16 protein-coding genes are annotated in these 19832 nt (G+C 41.6%); 1 reads left to right on the forward strand and 15 read right to left on the reverse strand.

Annotated features, from left to right (window positions below; genetic code table 11):
* From CLNEO_RS06675 to aroF, 15 genes are all read right to left on the reverse strand, one after another.
* On the reverse strand, positions 1–1386 hold the full coding sequence (locus tag CLNEO_RS06675) for a UDP-N-acetylmuramoyl-tripeptide--D-alanyl-D-alanine ligase (protein ID WP_066086278.1): 1386 nt from the start codon (positions 1384–1386) through the stop codon (positions 1–3).
* Positions 1383–2837, reverse strand: a complete 1455-nt coding sequence (locus tag CLNEO_RS06680; RefSeq protein ID WP_066086280.1) for a UDP-N-acetylmuramoyl-L-alanyl-D-glutamate--2,6-diaminopimelate ligase — start codon at positions 2835–2837, stop codon at positions 1383–1385. The genes CLNEO_RS06675 and CLNEO_RS06680 overlap by 4 nt, the downstream gene beginning before the upstream one ends.
* 351 nt (positions 2838–3188) lie before the next feature.
* On the reverse strand, positions 3189–5132 hold the full coding sequence (locus CLNEO_RS06690) for a penicillin-binding transpeptidase domain-containing protein (RefSeq protein ID WP_066086284.1): 1944 nt from the start codon (positions 5130–5132) through the stop codon (positions 3189–3191).
* A 206-nt stretch (positions 5133–5338) separates the two neighbouring features.
* Positions 5339–7549 carry a penicillin-binding transpeptidase domain-containing protein gene (locus CLNEO_RS06695; protein ID WP_066086287.1) on the reverse strand — a complete coding sequence of 737 codons (2211 nt, stop codon included), beginning with the start codon at positions 7547–7549 and terminating at the stop codon, positions 5339–5341.
* Between the two features lie 5 nt (positions 7550–7554).
* A complete protein-coding gene (locus tag CLNEO_RS06700) occupies positions 7555–8094 on the reverse strand; it encodes an FtsB family cell division protein (protein WP_066086288.1) in 540 nt (179 codons plus the stop codon).
* A gap of 21 nt (positions 8095–8115) precedes the next feature.
* On the reverse strand, positions 8116–9054 hold the full coding sequence (gene rsmH, locus CLNEO_RS06705) for a 16S rRNA (cytosine(1402)-N(4))-methyltransferase RsmH (RefSeq protein ID WP_066086651.1): 939 nt from the start codon (positions 9052–9054) through the stop codon (positions 8116–8118).
* A 121-nt stretch (positions 9055–9175) separates the two neighbouring features.
* Positions 9176–9607: a division/cell wall cluster transcriptional repressor MraZ gene (mraZ, locus tag CLNEO_RS06710; RefSeq protein ID WP_066086293.1), complete on the reverse strand. Its 432-nt coding sequence runs from the start codon at positions 9605–9607 to the stop codon at positions 9176–9178.
* Between the two features lie 706 nt (positions 9608–10313).
* Positions 10314–11501 (reverse strand): pyridoxal phosphate-dependent aminotransferase, encoded by a 1188-nt coding sequence (locus tag CLNEO_RS06715; protein WP_066086296.1) that lies wholly within the window; start codon positions 11499–11501, stop codon positions 10314–10316.
* Positions 11502–11504: 3 nt separating this feature from the next.
* Positions 11505–11951 (reverse strand): type II 3-dehydroquinate dehydratase, encoded by a 447-nt coding sequence (gene aroQ / locus CLNEO_RS06720; RefSeq protein ID WP_066086299.1) that lies wholly within the window; start codon positions 11949–11951, stop codon positions 11505–11507.
* Positions 11952–11963: 12 nt separating this feature from the next.
* A complete protein-coding gene (locus CLNEO_RS06725; RefSeq protein WP_066086303.1) occupies positions 11964–13103 on the reverse strand; it encodes a bifunctional chorismate mutase/prephenate dehydratase in 1140 nt (379 codons plus the stop codon).
* Between the two features lie 154 nt (positions 13104–13257).
* On the reverse strand, positions 13258–14343 hold the full coding sequence (gene aroC, locus CLNEO_RS06730; protein ID WP_066086307.1) for a chorismate synthase: 1086 nt from the start codon (positions 14341–14343) through the stop codon (positions 13258–13260).
* The gene (gene aroA / locus CLNEO_RS06735) at positions 14333–15598 is read right to left on the reverse strand and encodes a 3-phosphoshikimate 1-carboxyvinyltransferase (protein WP_066086310.1); all 1266 of its coding nucleotides are present in this window, start codon (positions 15596–15598) and stop codon (positions 14333–14335) included. The genes aroC and aroA overlap by 11 nt, the downstream gene beginning before the upstream one ends.
* Before the next feature lie 5 nt (positions 15599–15603).
* Positions 15604–16665, reverse strand: coding sequence for a 3-dehydroquinate synthase (gene aroB, locus CLNEO_RS06740; RefSeq protein ID WP_066086312.1), 1062 nt, complete (start codon positions 16663–16665; stop codon positions 15604–15606).
* Positions 16666–16673: 8 nt separating this feature from the next.
* Positions 16674–17522, reverse strand: coding sequence for a prephenate dehydrogenase (locus tag CLNEO_RS06745; protein WP_066086314.1), 849 nt, complete (start codon positions 17520–17522; stop codon positions 16674–16676).
* Positions 17523–17622: 100 nt separating this feature from the next.
* Positions 17623–18636 (reverse strand): 3-deoxy-7-phosphoheptulonate synthase, encoded by a 1014-nt coding sequence (gene aroF, locus CLNEO_RS06750; protein WP_066086316.1) that lies wholly within the window; start codon positions 18634–18636, stop codon positions 17623–17625.
* 731 nt (positions 18637–19367) lie between these two features.
* Here aroF and CLNEO_RS06755 point away from each other — a divergent pair.
* A complete protein-coding gene (locus CLNEO_RS06755) occupies positions 19368–19688 on the forward strand; it encodes a DUF3892 domain-containing protein (protein ID WP_066086317.1) in 321 nt (106 codons plus the stop codon).
* Positions 19689–19832: the final 144 nt, after the last annotated feature.

Raw genomic sequence — 19832 nt, forward strand, 5'->3', positions numbered from 1 at the left:
TCAGTTCACTCCCTGTATTTTTTCTACGGTTTTTTCCAATGCCATACTTCGAGACGCCTTTACTAAAATAGCATCGCCCTTTTTCAGCAGCGTTAAACCTTGGTTCCAAAAATCCTCTTGGCTATCATAACGATGAATTTCCTTTAATCCGCCATCTCTTGCCCCTTGCTCCATTTGCTCGCTAAATTTGCCGATGCAAAAAAGGAGATCAATTCCTTTTTCTGCAGCATAAGCGCCTACTTCCTCATGCATTTCAAGTGCATATTCTCCAAGCTCACCCATAAAGCCTAATATTGCAACCTTACGACCATCAGCATTTGCAAGAATATCCAAAGAAGCCTTCATGGATACCGGATTTGCGTTATAAACATCGTTTAAAACCGTCATCTTGTTTTCCAGCTTCATTACGTTCATTCTATTTTTTGTAGGTACAAAGCTTTCAATTCCCATCTTTATTTCTTCAAGGCTAAGACCCATCTCAAGTCCCACTGCCACTGCGGAAAGGGCATTCAAAATCATATGCTCCCCCGGCATAGGCACAATCGCATCAAAGGAGCCTGCCGGTGTATGAATAGCACATTTTGTTTTTTCCATGCCCAGAATTTCAAGTTTATCAGCATACACATCCTTTTTGTTTTCCACCCCAAACCAGCGCAGTTTTTGCGTAAGCTTTCCTTCTAAGGTAATCAGCATATCGTTGTCGGCATTCAAAACCGCAACACCCTTTTCAGGCATGAAATCAAACATTTCGCATTTCGCCTTCATGATACCTTCTCTGCTGCCCAAATATTCAATATGAGCAACCCCAACATTGGAAATCAGCCCTAAATGGGGGCGAACCACCTCCGCTAAGGCATGAATTTCTCCAAAATGGTTCATTCCCATTTCAATGACAGCAATTTCATGATGCTCCTCCAAACGGAATAAGGTCAAAGGCACACCGATGTCGTTGTTGTAATTGCCCTGTGTCCAAAGAACATCATATTTTTGTGCTAAAACCGAAGCAACCATATCCTTGGTTGTTGTTTTGCCAACACTGCCAGTGATACCGATAAAAGGAATGTCAAATTTGTTTCTGTAATGGGCAGCCAGCTTTAACAAAGCCTTTTTCACATCGGGAACCAAAAGCAAGGCACTGCCTTTTTTTGGTGCAATCACCTTAGAAGATAAGCAGACGGCAACACCCTTTTCATAACATTCCTCAATAAACTGATGCCCGTCCATACGCTCCCCTTGAACCGCAAAAAACAGACTTTCCTTTGTAACCTCTCTGGAATCCTGCGTGATATGGGCTACGGTTTTATCCAAAACCTCATTCAGCCCATCAACAGCAATCACCTGTGCATTTGTTGCTTGCATGATTTCTCGAATCGTCATTTTTTTCATATGCAATCCTCACCAAAAGCCTTTCGTATCTCTTCCATATCGTCAAAGTGAATGGTACAATCCTTGAATATCTGATAATTTTCGTGTCCCTTGCCTGCGATAATGATAACATCACCGGTCTTTGCCATTTTTGTACCTTGCAAAATGGCCGCTCTCCTATCTGCAATTTTTTCGTATGGACACTGGGTTTTTTTCATCCCGGCCTCGACTTCGTTTAAAATGGTCAAAGGATCCTCCGTTCTTGGATTATCCGATGTAATGATGCAATAGTCGGAGCCATTGCCGGCGATTTCTCCCATAATGGGTCGCTTTGTTTTATCTCTGTCGCCACCACAGCCAAAAATGGTAATGATTCGTCCCTTCGCAAATTCGCGGGCAGTCTTTAAAATATTATCCAAGCCATCGGGGGTGTGGGCATAATCCACCACCCCTTGATAGCCTTTCTTACTGCGTACCGCTTGGAATCGTCCTGCTACCCCCTGGTTTTCTTTTAAACCCACAAGAATATCTGTCATGGAAATTCCCAGTAACAAGCATGCACCAATTGCGCCCAAAGCGTTGTAAACGCTGAACCTTCCTGGGGTGCTTAAGTGCACATGGTATTCCTTTTCTTCCCAAGTCAAAGAAAATTCCGTTCCCTCGGCGGAAATCTCAATATTCCTCGCCCGCAAATCAGCATCGTTTTCAACAGCAAAGGTCAGCACCTGCCCTTTCGCTCTTTCTCTCATAAAGCTACCAGCGGCATCGTCCAAATTAATAACGCTTTTTTGGGCTCGTTCAAATAATTTGGACTTCGCTTCCTTATAATTTTCCATGGTTTTATGATAATCCAAATGATCCTGCGTTAAATTCGTAAAAATTCCAATTTCATATTCAATGCCGTCAACCCTGTGTAAATCCAAGGAATGGGATGAAACCTCCATTACCACATGGCTAACGTCCTCTTTCACCATAGTATCCAATAATTCCTGTAATTCCTTGGATTCGGGAGTGGTTCGCTCCGTATGAAGCACTCGATCTCCAATACGGTTTTCAATGGTACCAACCACACCAACCTTTTTCTCCATATGGTCTAAAATCGACTTCATCAAATATGTGGTGGTGGTTTTGCCGTTTGTTCCTGTAACACCGATCACATGCATTTTGGGGGAAGGTTGATTAAAATATTGTACTGCCATAAAAGCCAAAGCCTCTCGACTGTTTTCCACTTGAAAAATTGTAACTTCTTTATCGATTCCCTCCGGAACATATTCACAAATCAAAGCGACCGCACCGCTTTTTACCGCTTTCGCTGCAAAAGTATGCCCATCCCTTTGAAACCCGGTGATGCACACAAAAACATCTCCCGCAGTTACCTTTCTGGAATCATACTCAATTTTTTTAACTTCAATGTTTGCATTTCCTTGTAATACACTATAAGAAACTCCTTTTAACAGCTTATTTAATTCCACGGCTGCTTCCTCCTTTGGTTAGCAATGCTTAACGCCTTCTGCTTGTAGCTACAAAAGCACTCCAGCACAAAAACAAAACAAATGAAAAAACTCTTCACCATTTTACTCATTATGAAGCGTGATTGCAATCCTTTATATTCCAGAAAGCCATCAAACCATATAAATATATTTATCCTTTCCATTATCCCCCTGGGAAAAAGGCTTTTACAAGCTCAATCAAAGCATTTTAACCCACAGAGAAGTATAGCAATAATATTCCAAATTAATTCTGGAAAAAGTATACCACAATTATGTTTTTCTACCAAATATTTTTATAGCATTGGCTCATTTTTTCCCAATTATTCTGTATCCCTATTCCAAATAGACGATAACCTCTGTTCCCTTGTTAATCGTTTCTCCACTAGGTGGCAATTGCCTTTGAACAGCTTCGCCTTCGCCGCGAACACTAACGGTAAGCCCCTCTTTTTGTATGGCATTTTTTGCTTCCTGTAATGTCATGCCGATTACATCAGGCATAATGGCCTGTTCCTTCGCTGCCTCTTCCGCCTCTTTTTCAGTATAAACCGGTTCAACTCCCAAATATGGTAAAATATTTTTCAATAACTCCTGCATCACCGGTCCTGCAACGGTACCGCCATAATAAACCCCTTGAGGTTCATCAATCAAGACAAGCGCCAATACCTGGGGATTTTCCGCCGGTGCAAAGGACATAAAGGAAGCAATGTATTTTCCATTTTTTCGTGGCAGTTTTTCCGAGGTGGCAGTCTTTCCACCAACGCGATAACCAGGAATATATGCTTTACTGCCTGTGCCTTGGGAAACAACGCTTTCCAGAATCATTTTCATGGTTTCTGAGGTTTGGGTTGATATCACCTGTTCACCTTTATCATATTGAAATTCCTCAATCATATTTCCTTCTTCATCAGCAATCCCCTTTGCAAAATGAGGTGTAACTAAATACCCACCATTTACAATCGTAGAGGCTGCCCTTAAAAGCTGCAGCGGGGTGATCTGAAAAGACTGCCCAAAGCTCATGGTTGCCAATTCCACAGGGCCAATGTTTTCAAGCTTATGAATAATCCCCACGGCTTCTCCAGCAAGGTCAATTCCTGTTTTTTGATCAAATCCGAATTTTTGCATATAACTCAAAAATTTTTCTGCCCCCAGACGCTCGGCAACCTCCATAAAAACAGGATTGCAAGAATTTTGCACCCCCTCCACGAAGGTTTCTGCACCGTGAATGCGGGGATAGCGCCAGCATTTAATCTTTCTATCTCCTGCTATGTAATAACCTCTGCAATAAAATGTGCTTTCGGGTGTAACAACGCCCTCTTCAAGCCCTGCGGCAGAGGTGACAATTTTAAAGGTACTGCCAGGTTCATAGGTGTCATTGATAGCGGTATTTCGCCACATGGTATTCAAGTAATCGTTTCTTTCCTTTTCCGAAAGGGTATCCCAGATTTCCGCCAAAGCATCATCATTAATGGTAAATGGATCGTTTAAATCAAAAAACGGATAATTTGCCATAGCATATATTTCCCCATTTTGAGGATTTAACACAATAATCAGCCCATGATCTGCACTTTTTGACTCCACGGCCTTTGCAATGGTTTGCTCCGCATACTGCTGCATCACCACATCAATGGTTGTTATAAGGTTTTTCCCATCCTCTGGCGGAATTCGATCCTGTTGGCTGTCCACTTCATTTCCTCGGGAGTCGGTAAGGGTTAAAATTTTTCCCTGCTTCCCCTCTAAAACATCATCATATTTTGCTTCAAGGCCAAGAATGCCCTGATTATCCTTGCCCACAAAGCCAATGACCTGTGCAGCCATTTCTGAAAAAGGATACACCCGCCGAACATCCTCATCCACCATAACGCCGGGAATTTCCGCCTTGCGAATTTCCGCTGCCACTTCACTGTCAACCTTTGTTTTAATTCGTACAAGGGCAACATTTTCCCGCACCTTTTCCAAAACCGTTTCATAATCTAAGTTCAACTTTTCCGCCAGATATGCCGCCGTTTTTTCTTTTTCCTTTGCCTGTATAGGAATAACACTAACAGCGTTTACCGTTTCCGTCAACGCAATTCCCTGGCCATTCCTGTCCAAAATACTTCCTCTTTTCGGCATAATCAGCCTGTCTCTCGTTTGCTGTTCATATGCAAGCTCCTGCCATTGCTGCGCACGGAAAAGTTCAATATAGATAATTCTTCCAAGCAATAAGGAAAATCCAAACATCGCACCCAGCAGAAAAACCAATAGCTTCTTCTTAACACCTATGGGTGGTCGCTCCATAAAAACACCCCTGTCTTTTCCATTTATAAAAAATATATGGAAAAAACAGGGTGTGTATGCGTTTAATTAGGCAGGAAACACCGTAGCCTATCAAGCCCTAAGCACCGTAAAAATAAAACCACGCCTAAAATTTTATATGAAACTATCCCTTATTATTGTATACGCCACACTTTTTTGGGTCTTTGTTACTGACTGTGTGTTGTTTCCTATGTCTGAGGAACAAGCTTTATTTTGACCTCTCCGCCTTTTTCAACGGATACGCCATATTTAGGATCCTGGGATGAAACAACACCGTCGGTATCGCCCTCGAAAACCACTTCAAAGCCGGCCGCTGTCAATATTGAGGTTGCGTCACTGTAAGTTTTGCCTACCACATTAGGCACCACAACCTTCCCGGTATCCTGGGAGGATTTTTCAACATACAAAATCATTTCACTGCCCACCTCAACCGTTGCCCCTGCTTTGGGCACTTGGTTCGTAATGGTATTGCCTGTCCCCACAACCTTATAGGTCAAGCCTTTGGCATCCAAATCGGTCACTACATCATAGGTTGAGCTTCCAACATAATCGGGAATCACCACAGTTCCCTGATTTTTCTGTGCAGCCGCTTCCCCCGTACCTTCCGTTGGCTCTAGGTTTTTATATTTAATAATCTTTTCTATCAGGGACTTTGTCATGGGCGCTGTGCTCTGCACGCCATCCACGTAATCCTCCGGCAAATAAATTACGGACATTACAAGATACTGGGGATTTTCCGCCGGGAAATAAGCCATATGCGTCAGTGCCCATAGGTCATCTCTTGTTCTGGAACCCTGCTCGGCTGTACCAGTTTTACATGCGATGGAATAGCCTGGAATATCAATTTTTTTGCCCGTTCCTCTTTCCACTGTAGCCTTTAGTGCAATGCGCAAATAATCAGAGGTTTTTTTTGAAATAACCTGTCGCACCACTTCAGGCTTTTTGTCATACACCACATCCCCGTTGGGCGCAATTACTTGAGAAACAACATAAGGTTTCATTATATTTCCACCGTTGATTAAAGCGGAAAATGCTGTGACAATCTGAATTGTAGTGCAGTTAAAGGATTGTCCAAATGAGATTGTAGCCAATTCAACAGGTCCAATGGTAGATAAGGAATGCAGTACATTTGCTGCATCCTCCTCTCCAGGCAAATCAATGCCAGTTTTTTGCCCAAAGCCAAATTCCTTTTGATAACGATATATTTTTTCTGCCCCAAGCCTTTGGGCAATTTGAATAATCCCCACGTTACATGATTGCGCCAAAATTTCTTCCACATTCACCGTTCCATGTCCGCTTCTTAAATGACAACGAATTGCAGTTCCACTTACATCAATGGATCCACCGCAATAAAAGGTTGTTTCAGGTGTAATTACGCCCTCCTCCAACGCAGCCGCCGCAACCAAAGGCTTGTAGATAGATCCAGGCTCATAGGTACTGCTAATGGAAAAGTTTTTCCACATATTATTTAAATATTCCAATTGCTCAGCACTGCTTTTCAACTCCCACTGTGCCTGAAAAGTAGACTCGGTTTCAAGCTGAGGCGGCTTACTTGGGTCATTCAAGTCAAAGTTATTTGACTCCGCCAAAGCGTAAATCTCCCCGGTATTTGGATTCACCACCATTGCCGAAATATTCTCAGCGGGCCACTCTTCCATGGTTTGGGATACAATATCATCCGCATATTGCTGAATGGTATAATCAATTGTTGTAATCACTGTATCTCCGTCTTGAGCCGGGTAATCCTGATAGGTAATATTGTTAGCACCATCATAAAGGATGAAGGACCGCCCCGGGGTTCCTACCATATAATCATTAAACTGCCCCTCAATCCCCCACTGGCTTCCGCCACGAATAAAACCAAGCAAATGACAAGCCAGATTTTTTAACGGATAAGAACGCTTACTGGTCTGCTCAAAGTAAATTCCCTTTAAATTTAGTGCTTCCAATTCTTCTTTTAAAGAGCGGTCAACCCCCTTAACTAGATATTTCCAGTGGTTGGGAAGGTTGATTTTTCCCGTTGCAGGGTTCACTGTAATATATTCCTTTAATGTTGTATAATCTAGCTCCGGAAAGTATTGGCATAATGTCGTTAATGTTTTTTCTTGTGCATCCTCCTTGTTTTGGGATAAAACCAAAGGATCAAGAACAACGTTGTAGACCGCCGTAGAAATTGCCAAAACCTGTTGGTTTCGATCAAGAATACTACCTCTGTTTGCCGCAACTACCGCATCATAACGGTTTATCTGCTGATTTTTTGCAGCCGCTTCATATTCCTCACCATGAACAACTTTCAGATAGATCACTCTGCCCAACACAATTGTAAAAACTGACATAAATACAAAAAGAATAAAAGCAAACTTATTATTAGCCTTTATTCTTGTTGTAGATTCTTTCATATGCATCAATCCTTTTTTAACCAATTTTTAAATTTTAAAAATCCAGTGTTTTTTTCTTCGTCAGTTGTGTCCGCAGCATATTGAATGGTATAGCTTTGCTTGGGTACATCTATGTAAACAATCTGATACGGTTGGGGTTCAGCCATTCCCAAACGGGTTGCGGCCTGCTCTTTAATATAATCCAAGTCAATTTGCTCCGTTAGCTCCGCTTCTAATATGTTATTGCTGGCCTGTAAATCCGCCAGTTGACTTTTTTGTTCTCTCAGTGCAAAGTTTTCCTGGGCAACCTTTACATGCATACCCATAAACGCAATGCTGCCGGCAAAAAGAACTACAATAATTGCAATTAGCTTTAAGGCGGTAACTCTGCTTTCTCTAATTTCCGCCTTTTGCAGTTTTTCCTCTGCAATACGTTTTTTTTTCGCTTCTTCATCGATATAATAAGGAGTATACTCCGGCTGCACATCGAACGCAACGTTGCCATAAGTATAATAGGAGGAACCTCTATACGAATTTTGTATTGTGTTGTTTCGTTTTACAGCCATAACCGAATACCCCTTTCTTGTTTATTTTTCTACCCCCTCTAAAACACGCAATTTTGCACTTCTTGCGCGGGGATTTACTGCCAATTCATCTTCACTTGGTATAATAGGCTTTCTTGTAATTACCCTGGCTGTTTGCTTTCTGCCGCAAACACAAACCGGGAACTGGGGCGGGCAAATGCATGGATTTTCTTGTTTTCGAAATGCCTCTTTTACAATCCTGTCTTCCAAGGAATGGAAGGTAATAATGCAAAGTCTGCCCCCAGGGTTTAATCTGTTGGCAACATTGTCAATCGCACGTTGCAATACATCCAGCTCACCGTTTACTTCAATGCGAATTGCTTGAAAGGTTCGCTTTGCAGGATGGGGACCGTCCTTTCTTGCCCCTTTTGGTACCGCTTTTTTAATTACTTCAACCAGCTCAGCCGTTGTTTCTATTGGCTTGTCCTGCCGTTCTTTTATAATAAATTGAGCAATTCTTCTTGCCCACCTTTCCTCACCATAGCCAAAAATTATACGGTTAAGTGCATCTTCGTCATATTTGTTTACCACCTCATAAGCGGAAAATGACTTTGAGGTATCCATTCGCATATCCAGCGGTGCATCCTGCTGATAGGAGAATCCTCGTTCCGCCTCATCTAATTGATGGGAGGAAACACCAATATCCAATAGCATCCCGTCTATTTTTTTAATTTTCAGGCTGTCCAAAATACTGTCAATATTTCCAAAATTATCATGTACAAAAGTAATTTTATCCAGATGATCTTTCAATCTTTCCTTTGCCGCCTCATGGGCATTCTGATCCTGATCAATGCAAATCAGCCTGCCTGTCGTCAGGTTTTTGGCAATTTCCAGAGAGTGTCCGCCGCCGCCCATTGTACCATCTATATATATCCCGTCAGCTTTAATGTTTAAATTTTCAATGCACTCCCATAGAAGTACGGAAACATGATGAAATTCCAAAATGGTTACCCTCGGCAGCATAAAAAGCTTTTTTCTGCCTTTCCTTTCTTTTATTTTGAATCCGTTGGCTTCATCCGTTTCAATCATTTGAAAAAACAGGATAAAACCTAAAATTAATCATTTATATTCCCAAATTCTCCATCTCAAAAGCCAATTCGTTACTAATGAAGTTCTCTTCGTTGTTATATTCAGACCAACTATCCTTATTCCAAATTTCCACCCTGTTGTTTACGCCGATGGAAACAACATCTTTTCTCAATCCCGCATATTCTCTAAGGTTTGCAGGCAAGTTTATTCTACCCTGATTATCTATGTCACATTCAATGGCACCGGCAAAGAAAAAACGTACAAATTTCCTTGCGCCGCTGTTGGTCAAAGGAAGCTGTTTCAGTTTTTCTTCAAAAATCGCCCATTCACTTTTGGGATAGGCAAACAGACAGTTGTCCAAACCTTTGGTCACCACAAAATTTTCACCTAAGTCTTCTCTGAATTTCGCAGGAACAATTAATCGCCCTTTGGAATCAATAGAATGTTGAAATTCACCAAGAAACATTTTGCAGTCACCACCCTTCACCAAAATCAGGAGAAGCAGTGACTAACAAACCATTTTCAACCACTTTCCTCCACTATTAACCACATTGTAATATATTTATTGAAATAAGACAAGTGCTCTTTTAGAAAAATCTGTGTTTTTTTCATAAAAAAACCTTGCTATTTCAAGACTTTTTTCTAATTTTTTGAATTTTGTATCAATTTTCGACAAGAAAAGCCTCACCCATTCCCCACCACAAGAAGGGTAACTTAATTTTTGAATAAAATTTATGGGATTTTTAAACCTCCACTTTACTCCACATACAAAAAAACAAGCATAAAAAAGCAGGTATTGCTTTTGCAATACCTGCTGCAGAACATAGACAAAGTCAAAACCTTGAGGGCTTTGCCCTCAAACATCCACAAGGATTTCGCCCATTGACCCATCTAAACCCCCATGAATATGTGGTTTTAATAAAAGTTTTCGGTCTTGCTTTTTTCAAGCTGACATAGGACAAATAGATAAGTTCCTATGACCAAAGGTCTTCAAATACTCTGTTTCCCTCGGATAAACAAAGCCCATCCTGGGGATTCCCATTGGGAAACTCTTGATTTTCCAACTGCTTACGTCAAATTAAAAAGACTTATCAACATACATTCTTCATTAGAAAACATTCCATTTTTGAATCAGTAATTAAATTTTCACCCTTTTGTTTCAAAAACACATTCTATTTTTGATATGCCTTTGCCAGCTTTTCAAAGGATGGCAATGCCCGCTCAATGGTATCTCTTGCTACACAATAGGCGATTCTCACATAACCCTTACAGCCAAAACCACTGCCTGGTGTCATCAAAATACCGAATTCCTTTGCTTTATTTACAAAAGCAAACTCATCCTCCTCCATGGATTTCACAAAAAGGTAGAATGCTCCTTGGGGTTTTGCACATTCAAAACCATATTGGGATAAAGCACTATATAAAATCTCCCTGTTTTTATCGTAAAACGCAATGTCTGACTTCTCATCACAGCATTTTGCAACAACCAATTGCTGTAAAACTGGTGCATTGACAAAACCCAAGATACGGTTGGCAACGCCTGCTCCGAAAACCACCTCTTGAAAATCCTGCACCGTTGAAGGAATGGTTAAATAGCCAATTCTATCCCCAGGCAGCGAAAGGGATTTTGAAAATGAATAAGCAACAATGGTATTCCCATAAAGCTTTGGAATATAAGGCACCGTTGCGCCGTCAAAAACCAATTCTCTGTAAGGTTCATCGGAAATCAAATAAATGGAGGTGCCAAGTTCCTTTTCTTTTGCCTTCAAAACCCCCGCAATTTTTCCCAGGGTTTGCACATCATAAACCACTCCCGTAGGGTTGTTGGGGTTGTTAATAATAATCGCCTTTGTTTTTGGTGTAATTGCCTCCTCCAATTTTTTTGCATCAGGCAAAAAGGAGGGAACATTGGGCTCAATGGCAATCAGCCGACCACCCGCATTGGCAACATATACGTCGTATTCTGAAAAATAAGGTGCAAATGTCAAAACCTCATCCCCTTGGTCTAACAAAACCTTCAAAATCACGTTTAACCCACCTGCTGCCCCTGCGGTCATAACGATATTTTCTCCTGTATATTCCTCTTGAAAACGGCGGTTTACGCTTTCGGCGATGGCCTGACGCACACTAGGAATGCCTGTACCGTCAGTATAGCTGTGTAACGCTAAGGAATCCATGGTTTCCAGAAGCTCAATGGCCGTTTTGTTAACGGAAAGGGGCGCATTTACATTGGGGTTTCCTATCCCAAAATCAAAAACATTTTCCTCGCCCAAAACCTCACGCATCCGCTTTCCCTCAGAAAATAACGCGCTAATTCCGGCACTTTTTTCCACCAAAATCTTCATATTTTTTGAAATCATACTTTATTCCCCTTTCCTATCCGCCATCTCCAGCAAAAACAGCATCCCTTCTTGGTAGCCCAAAAAGCCCTTACCCATAATTGTCTTAACGCAAGCCTTGCCTGCATATGATATCTGACGAAAATCCTCTCTTTGGCTCACATCGGAAAGATGCACCTCCACAGCCGGAAGACTTACCGCCTTCAATGCATCCAAAATTGCCACACTGGTATGGGTATATGCCGCAGGATTTATCACAATACCCTCTGTGCCGTCAAAATAAGCCTGCTGAATGCGATCAACCAATGCACCCTCATGATTGGATTGATAAACCTCAACTTCAATATGGTTTTCTTTAGCGATTTTTTGAACCAAGTTCACCAAATCCTCGTAGGTATCATTGCCATAAATATTTTTTTCCCGAATTCCAAGCATATTTAAATTCGGCCCGTTTAGCACGAGTATCTTCATGCCCATCTCTCCTTACATTTCTGAGTAGCATCCCAGGAAGGATAATTTTTCAGCAGATTGTTCCATATCCTTAAGCAATGTCAATACATGAGGGGAGAATACAGAACCGTCTAAGTCGAAATAGAAACGGAATTCAAAATCCTTTCCCGGAATGGGGCGGCTTTCCAACTTGCAAAGATTCAAGCCATGGCAAGCAACCTTACCAATCATTTCATGCAGAGAACCTGGTCTGTGCTCCAAAGAAAGCATTAAGCTGATTTTATTTGCTCCAGCATAAATTTCCATGTTTTTTGCAATACAAATGAACCGGGTATAGTTATTTTGATTATTCTGAACATCCTCTTGCACTATATCTAAGCCATACAGCTTTGCACATTCAGGGGAGGAAAGAGCTGCAATGTCCGAACGATCACATTCTGCAACATATTTTGCCGCCATGGCGGTATTTTCAAAAACAGTAACCTTTACATTTGGAAGGGATTTCAAAAATTCACTGCACTGCTGCAATGCTTGATCATGGGAAATGATTTCTTTCACATCAGAGAGCTTTGTTCCTTTTTTTCCAACAAGGGCATGGTTGATGTGCAGTTTTATGCTCTTAACCACATAGAATTTATGGCGTACCATTAAATCATATACTTCCGTTACCGAACCGGCAGAGCTGTTTTCAATGGGCAAAACGCCATATTGGCAAAGTCCCATTTCCACAGCATTGAATACGCTTTCAAAATTGTTGAAAAACATAGTATTAGGCATAGCAAACAGCTTTGTGCAAGCGCGTTCCGCATAAGATCCCTCAACACCTTGGCAAGCAACCACGGCTTTTCTTGGAAATTCCGTTTTAGGTTCGCTGGTATTTGCAAGAATTTCTTGGGTAAGGGCTGTTTCCTTGGTCAATAACCCAGCCTGATAGCTTCTGCTTACCTCAAACAAGGTATGGTACAGGGTATTAATATATAATTCAAATTCCTCCCCTGCCAATTCCATCACACGCTGTAACACAGCAGCTTCTCTTTTTTTATCCATAACAGGCAGATTATTTTCTGCTTTTGATTCACCAATTTCTTCCGCTGTTTTCATTCGGTCTACAAACAGCTTCACAAGCTCATCGTCAATGCCATTCATTTTGTTTCTCAAAGCCTCTAAATCCATCCTAAGTTCCTTCCTTTCTTGAGGGCTTGCCTCAAATCCCCAAGAGATTTTTTCTCTTGGCTAATAAATAAATGTTTCTGTGTAATCCATATCCGTCACAAAGGCTATATTAAAGCCGATTTAAGTTATCAAAAAAGCAAGCTCAAGCCAAGTTTTATTGAAACAGCTCGTATAAATCCAAGAGGGCAATTGCCATTGCTGCCTCTACACAAGGTACTGCTCTGGGAACAATACAAGGATCATGACGTCCTGTTACGCTTAACGTGGTATTTTTCCCCTTTTCAAGGCTCACCGTAGCTTGATTTTTACTAATCGACGGTGTAGGCTTAAATGCGGTGCGAATGACTAAGGGCATTCCGCTGGAAATACCACCCAAACTACCGCCATGATGGTTTGTTTTTGTCTTGATTTTGCCTGTTTCTTCTATATAAAACAAATCATTATTTTGGGAACCAAAAAGCGTTGCAACCCCAAACCCTTCGCCAAATTCTATGCCTTTGACTGCGGGAATGGCAAATACTATGGAGGAAAGCTTACTTTCCAACCCATCAAACATGGGCTCACCAATACCAACGGGCAATCCTATGGCAACGCATTCAATCACACCGCCAACGGAATCCCCTTCTTCTCTGGCTTTTTGAATAATTGCCTTCATTTCTTCCCCCGCTCCATCTTCAATGGTAGGGAATTCTTTTGAAACCACTTCGGCCAATTCTTCCTTGGTAATATACACAGCATCAAAACTCTTATCTTTTTGCTCGTGAATAGAAAGAATATGGGCGCCGATTGAAATTCCTCTGCGCTCCAAAATTTGCAGGCAAACCGCTCCGGCAAAGCATAGGGGCGCAGTTAATCTGCCGGAAAAATGTCCGCCCCCTCGGTAATCTTGAAAGCCATGGTACTTTATTTCAGCGGTAAAATCCGCGTGTCCAGGCCTTGGCATGTCCTTTAGCTGGGCGTAGTCCTTGGAACGGGTATTTGTGTTTTCTATCATGGCGCAAATTGGCGCACCACAGGTTTTGCTATCAAACAGCCCCGAAACCACCCGAACCTGATCCCCCTCTTTTCTGGGGGTGGAATAGGCATTTTTGCCTGGTGCTCTTCGATCAAGAAATCGTTGTGCCGCCTCCAAATCAATTTCCTCTCCAACGGGCAGACCGTCAATCACAACACCGATAGCCTCGGAATGGGATTGTCCAAATATACTGATTTTCACCCTATCTCCAAAGCTAGAAGACATCCGCAGCACCCCCTAATCTGGTAAATTCCGCAAAAAATGTGGGATAAGACTTGGAAACAGCTTCGGCTCGTTCAATCACCGCATCCACCCCCAAAGCCGCCGCCGCAATGGCAAGGGCCATAACAATTCTATGGTCATCATAGGAATCCAAAACAACCTCCTCCGAAGGCATTACATTTCCGCCTTCAATTAAAATAGAATCAGGCTGTTGGGTTACGCTTACACCCAGCCTTTGCAGTCCCTCCGCCATAGCCTTTAGGCGGTCACTTTCCTTGATACGCAGTCTGCCTGCATTATAAATCAGCGTTTTCCCCTCAGCCAAAGCGGCTGCCGTACAAAGAATGGGCACCAAATCTGGAATCTGAGCGGCATCTATGTCAATTCCCCTTAATTTTCCCGAGGAAACCTTAACGGTATTTTCCTGCCACCCTACCCGAGCGCCAAAACGTTCCATGATGGGAACAATTTCTTTATCACCTTGACAAGAATCCTTCCGTAATCCGGTACAGTTGATTTCTCCGCCAATGCCACCGGCAACAACCCAAAATGCCGCGCCTGACCAATCACCCTCAGCTGATATTTCCCTAGGAGAACGGTAGATTTGACCACCTTTTATGAAGAAACCCCATTCCTGCTCGTCAATAATAATGCCAAACGCTTTCAAGGTTTCTAATGTCATGTCTACATAGCCTCTGGACTCCATTTTTGTGGTAAGACGAATTTGGCTGTCTTTTTCCAGCAACGGAAGGGCAAACAAAAGTCCTGTAATAAATTGAGAGCTGACATTTCCGGGTAGTGTAAATACGCCGCCCCTCATCCCTCCGCTCATTTCAAGGGGTAACGAATCTTCCTTTACCACACAGCCATGCCTTCTTAACTCCTCAAGTAAAATGCCAATGGGTCTTTCTGGCAGCCTTCCTTGCCCTTCAACAATGGCTTGTTTACCTAAAGCCGCCACAACGGGGAGCAAAAAACGCAGGGTAGAGCCACTTTCCCCACAATCCAAAACAATATCCTTTGTTTCTGCCACCCAAAGAGGCATAACCTCCATGCCGTTCCCATTTCGTTTTATTTTGCAGCCTAAGGCTTCCATGCAGTTTTTTGTAGCTTCAATATCGTTATTCCATCCCTCCAACAAAATTTTTGTTGGATGATCGGCCAAAGCCGCCGCAATCAGCAAACGATGGGCATCTGATTTGGAGGAAATCACCTTTATATTCCCCTTAAGGGTACTTTTTCCGATTTTTATATTCACACGTTTCACCTGCTTTTCATCGCCACAGTCACTAACTGCCCTACTTCTTCTATAGGAACCTTCTCAATACGGCATTTTCCAATTTTCTCTGGGAAAACAAAGCTGATTGTGCCGCCTCTGCGTTTTTTATCCATGAACGCACCTTGGGCAATTTGCCGTACAGAAAAATCCGTTTGTATTGGCAATCCATTTTTCACCAAAGCCTTGCAAATTCGTTCAGCAAGTCCACACTCTGCTATACCCTTTGCCTCAGCCGCCTTGGCAATCAGATGTAGACCAATGGCAACGGCATGGCCATGGGATATGGTGAAATTGCTTAATTTTTCTATGGAATGACCCAAGGTATGCCCAAGGTTTAATAATTGTCGTTCTCCATTGTCAAATTCATCTCGCATCACAATGTCACGCTTCATAGAAACGCAAATTTCTATGGTTTCTTCCAAGTCTTGCATAAACTCCAAGGATTCGACTTTATGGAATAATTTTTCATCCCCGATTACACCGTATTTCAATGTCTCAGCAACGCCATCGGCAAAAACCTCTTTTGGCAAGGTCAACAACGCATTGGTGTCACATAGTACCAGCTTCGGCTGATAAAATGCTCCTGCCAAATTTTTGCCAGCCTTTAAATCGATGGCAGTTTTTCCCCCAACGGAGGAATCCACCGCCGCCAAAAAAGTGGTGGGGATTTGCACAAACTTAATTCCCCTTTGGTAAATAGCAGCGGCAAACCCAGACATATCGCCTACAACGCCGCCGCCTAAGGCAATGATTATATCCTGCCTTGTCATTTCGTTTTCGGCAAGAAATTCCAAAATTTCGCTCAATGTTCCAATATTTTTGGAACCCTCCCCCTGGGGGAAAACAAATTTACACACAGAAAACCCTGCATCCGCCAAGGAAAGGGCTACCGTTGCCGAAAATAAGGAGTCCACCTTACTATCCGTAATCATTGCAGCTTTGCAAGGCGCAACCCGCTTGGAAACCTCTTTGCCAACCTGTGTCAGCAAGCCCTTTCCAATTAAAATGTCATACTCTGTTGATGTATTTACCTTCACACTTCTCATAGGCAACCTCATTCAAATTCTTTTACTTCGTCAATGGCAAGACGTTTTTCCTTGCCCTCTTTTAGCATAGACTTAAGCTTTTCACTATCTTTTCCCCTAATTGCCTTGCTATACTCCTGTAAACGGGCAATCAGATCATCAATTTCATTGGCAAGAAAATCGTTGTTATCTAAAAATAATTCTGTCCACATGGTTTCATTCAGCTTCGCCACGCGGGTCATATCGTGAAAGCTCCCGGCAGAAAACCCTTTAAACTTGGGAGATAGCTCGCTTTTAATATACGCACTGGACACAACGTGCGCCAGCTGAGAAGTATATGCGATCATCTGGTCATGCTCTGCATCCGTAGCTACCTGCATTTTAGCAAAGCCAAGGCTTTTAAAAAATAGGCTTAACTCATTCATTGGCGCAATGTCTGTACCTGTATAAGGCGTTAAAATCATCGTTGCACCTTCAAATAATGCAGAAGTTGAATAGGTAAAGCCGCTGCGTTCAATCCCTGCCATGGGATGGGCACCGCAGAAAATAAACCCATTATCCTTTGCAACTGCTTCAAGGGGCTGGCAAACCTCCCGTTTAACGCCTGCACAGTCAACTACCATTGCTCCTTTTTTAAAATTGGATGCAAATTTATTCACATAATCCACCGTTGCACTTGGATATAACGCAATGATAACCAAATCACAACCAGAAGGATCTCCATCTTCCAAAATATCGTGTACCCCCTCTGCCAGCCTTGCGCTGTAACGCACACTTTCAGATTGATCCCAACCAAAAACCATATGCTCCGTTTTTTGTTTTATCGCCTTTGCCATAGAACCGCCAATCAGCCCCAAGCCGATAACGCCAATTTTCATATGCTCACCTCAATCTCCTATTCTGCTTTTTTCAAAAAGACTTTCCTTGGCCTTTTCCAAAGAAGCTCTTCATTTTTGACAATACTGCTTTCAATTACAATTAATCGTCAAATTTGCAAGCAAACGGTCTTATCTGAAATACCGCCTTTGCTACATCATCAAATGCATCAGGTGTCAAAGACTGCGCACCATCGCATAATGCATGTGGAGGATCGTTGTGCACCTCAATCATCAAGCCATCTGCCCCTGCAGCTGTTGCCGCCAACGCCATAGGCTTTACCATATAAGAGTATCCCAAAGCATGGCTAGGGTCAATGACTACAGGCAAATGTGTTAACTTCTTCAAAACAGGGATAATGGAAAGATCCAAGGTATTTCTTGTTCTTGTTTCAAATGTACGAATTCCTCTTTCACAAAGGATTACGTTTTCATTCCCTCCGGCCATAATGTATTCTGCACTCATTAATAATTCATCAATGGTGTTTGCCAAACCTCTTTTTAAAAGAATCACCTTGTTCGTTCTGCCCAACTCCTTCAGCAATTCGAAATTTTGCATATTTCTTGCACCAACCTGAACCACATCTACAGGATCGAATAAAGGCAAATGTGTAATATTCATAATTTCAGAAACAATGGGCAGGCCTGTCATCTTTTTTGCCTCCTGCAAAAGGTTAATGCCTTCTGCTTGTAAGCCTTGGAACGCATATGGGGAAGTACGAGGTTTGAAAGCGCCCCCGCGCAAAAATCCTGCCCCTGATTTCTTTACACATTCGGCAACGTAGCAAACCTGTTCTCTGGATTCAACGGAGCAAGGCCCTGCAATAATCTGAAATTCGCCGCCGCCAATTTTTACACCATTTACATCAACAACCAATCTTTCATTATGAAATTTCTTGTTTGCATTTTTAAAAGGCTCCTGAATTCTCTGCACTTTTTCTACAATATCTAGGGAACGAACTAAATCCACGTCCACATTGGAAGTATCTCCTACCAACCCAACAATCGTATGGTTCACACCAACTGACATATGCGTATCAATACCCATACTTTTTAACCATGCCTTTAAATTATCAATTTGCTCCGGCTTTGTTCCATTTTTCAATACTACGATCATGTCTTTATCCTCCTTAAATTATGTTCATCGTTTACTAATCTGAAAGAAATTTTGTAATATTTAGAATCAATACATACAGTTTTTGGTTTCTCGATATAAAAAAGAAAGACTCCGCAGTGAATTTCACTGCGAAGCCTTTATAAGCCTTCATATTCGAAAAAACCAACAAAACTAACCGTCTTTTCTCACAGTAAAATTCACTTTGAATCTCTGAAAACACGGTAAAAATAAAAGTATGTAGTTGCAGCAAAACTGTTTGAATTCATATTCGCAACCTCTTTCACAATTATTTTTGGTATTTGGTTATTTTTAAACATACTACCACAAAGACATTTGTCTGTAAACCCTTATTTTTTTAATTTTTGTGGAAAACAAACAAAACATATATGAACTCCCTAGAAAACAAGGGTTTTGCCTTTCAAAAAAAATCACTTTGATTAAAAAATCAAAGCAATTTAATAAAACATAAATTTTTCCCCATTTCTTTCTTTGTTATTAAAATATCACAAATCGTGATATTTGTCAACTTGTATATTTAAGAATCTTCTTGCTATTTTTTATATAAAAATGTAAAACAACTTTAAGAATGAAACCAAAAAATTTCTTTTCTATTTTTTTAACCAAGAAAACCTCACCTTTTGTGTTTCACAAATTATAATATAACAAAAATGCTTATTCAAACGATAATTCTCTTAATATGGGATACAATAATACAAAAAGGAGGAGTTGTTATGGCTTTTACTCTAGAAAAAAATGAACTGACAGAAGCTTTGGCAAAAAATACACTGGATGATATTCCTTCGGCAAATCCCAATGCCCAAAAAATCACGGGGCTAGTTAAGAAAAGTGGGAAAGTAAAAGGCTACCGTCTTTCTGATGACACGATTGTTGAAAAGAAGGATGCCATAAAATTGGCGCGTCAAGGCGGCATAGCAGGCGTTGGTATCGCCCACCGTGGGGACACAGAATATTTAAAATCCATCCCCGATGGAACAGAGGACAATAACCTCTCCCATTTACCCACAGTATCCGTCGATCCAGCAACGAAATAATTGCTCAAAAAGAAAAAGGCTGGATTCCGCCTTTTTCTTTTTGCTTAAAATTTTCTTTATTTTTCAAAAACCTTTGTTCGTTCAGGTTTACAAAAACTACTTTCATAAAACCATTTTATACGAAACTCTTCAATCTGAATATCT

This window comes from Anaerotignum neopropionicum (genome assembly GCF_001571775.1).
Taxonomy (GTDB): Bacteria; Bacillota; Clostridia; order Lachnospirales; family Anaerotignaceae; genus Chakrabartyella; species Chakrabartyella neopropionicum.

Excerpts from the sequence above, each read along its gene's own strand:
- CLNEO_RS06675 (WP_066086278.1), bottom strand. The coding sequence starts at position 1,386 with ATGAAAAAAATGACGATTCGAGAAATCATGCAAGCAACAAATGCACAG.
- CLNEO_RS06690 (WP_066086284.1), bottom strand. The coding sequence starts at position 5,132 with ATGGAGCGACCACCCATAGGTGTTAAGAAGAAGCTATTGGTTTTTCTG.
- CLNEO_RS06695 (WP_066086287.1), bottom strand. The coding sequence starts at position 7,549 with ATGAAAGAATCTACAACAAGAATAAAGGCTAATAATAAGTTTGCTTTT.
- CLNEO_RS06700 (WP_066086288.1), bottom strand. The coding sequence starts at position 8,094 with ATGGCTGTAAAACGAAACAACACAATACAAAATTCGTATAGAGGTTCC.
- mraZ (WP_066086293.1), bottom strand. The coding sequence starts at position 9,607 with ATGTTTCTTGGTGAATTTCAACATTCTATTGATTCCAAAGGGCGATTA.
- CLNEO_RS06715 (WP_066086296.1), bottom strand. The coding sequence starts at position 11,501 with ATGATTTCAAAAAATATGAAGATTTTGGTGGAAAAAAGTGCCGGAATT.
- aroQ (WP_066086299.1), bottom strand. The coding sequence starts at position 11,951 with ATGAAGATACTCGTGCTAAACGGGCCGAATTTAAATATGCTTGGAATT.
- CLNEO_RS06725 (WP_066086303.1), bottom strand. The coding sequence starts at position 13,103 with ATGGATTTAGAGGCTTTGAGAAACAAAATGAATGGCATTGACGATGAG.
- aroC (WP_066086307.1), bottom strand. The coding sequence starts at position 14,343 with ATGTCTTCTAGCTTTGGAGATAGGGTGAAAATCAGTATATTTGGACAA.
- aroB (WP_066086312.1), bottom strand. The coding sequence starts at position 16,665 with ATGAGAAGTGTGAAGGTAAATACATCAACAGAGTATGACATTTTAATT.
- CLNEO_RS06745 (WP_066086314.1), bottom strand. The coding sequence starts at position 17,522 with ATGAAAATTGGCGTTATCGGCTTGGGGCTGATTGGCGGTTCTATGGCA.
- aroF (WP_066086316.1), bottom strand. The coding sequence starts at position 18,636 with ATGATCGTAGTATTGAAAAATGGAACAAAGCCGGAGCAAATTGATAAT.
- CLNEO_RS06755 (WP_066086317.1), top strand. The coding sequence starts at position 19,368 with ATGGCTTTTACTCTAGAAAAAAATGAACTGACAGAAGCTTTGGCAAAA.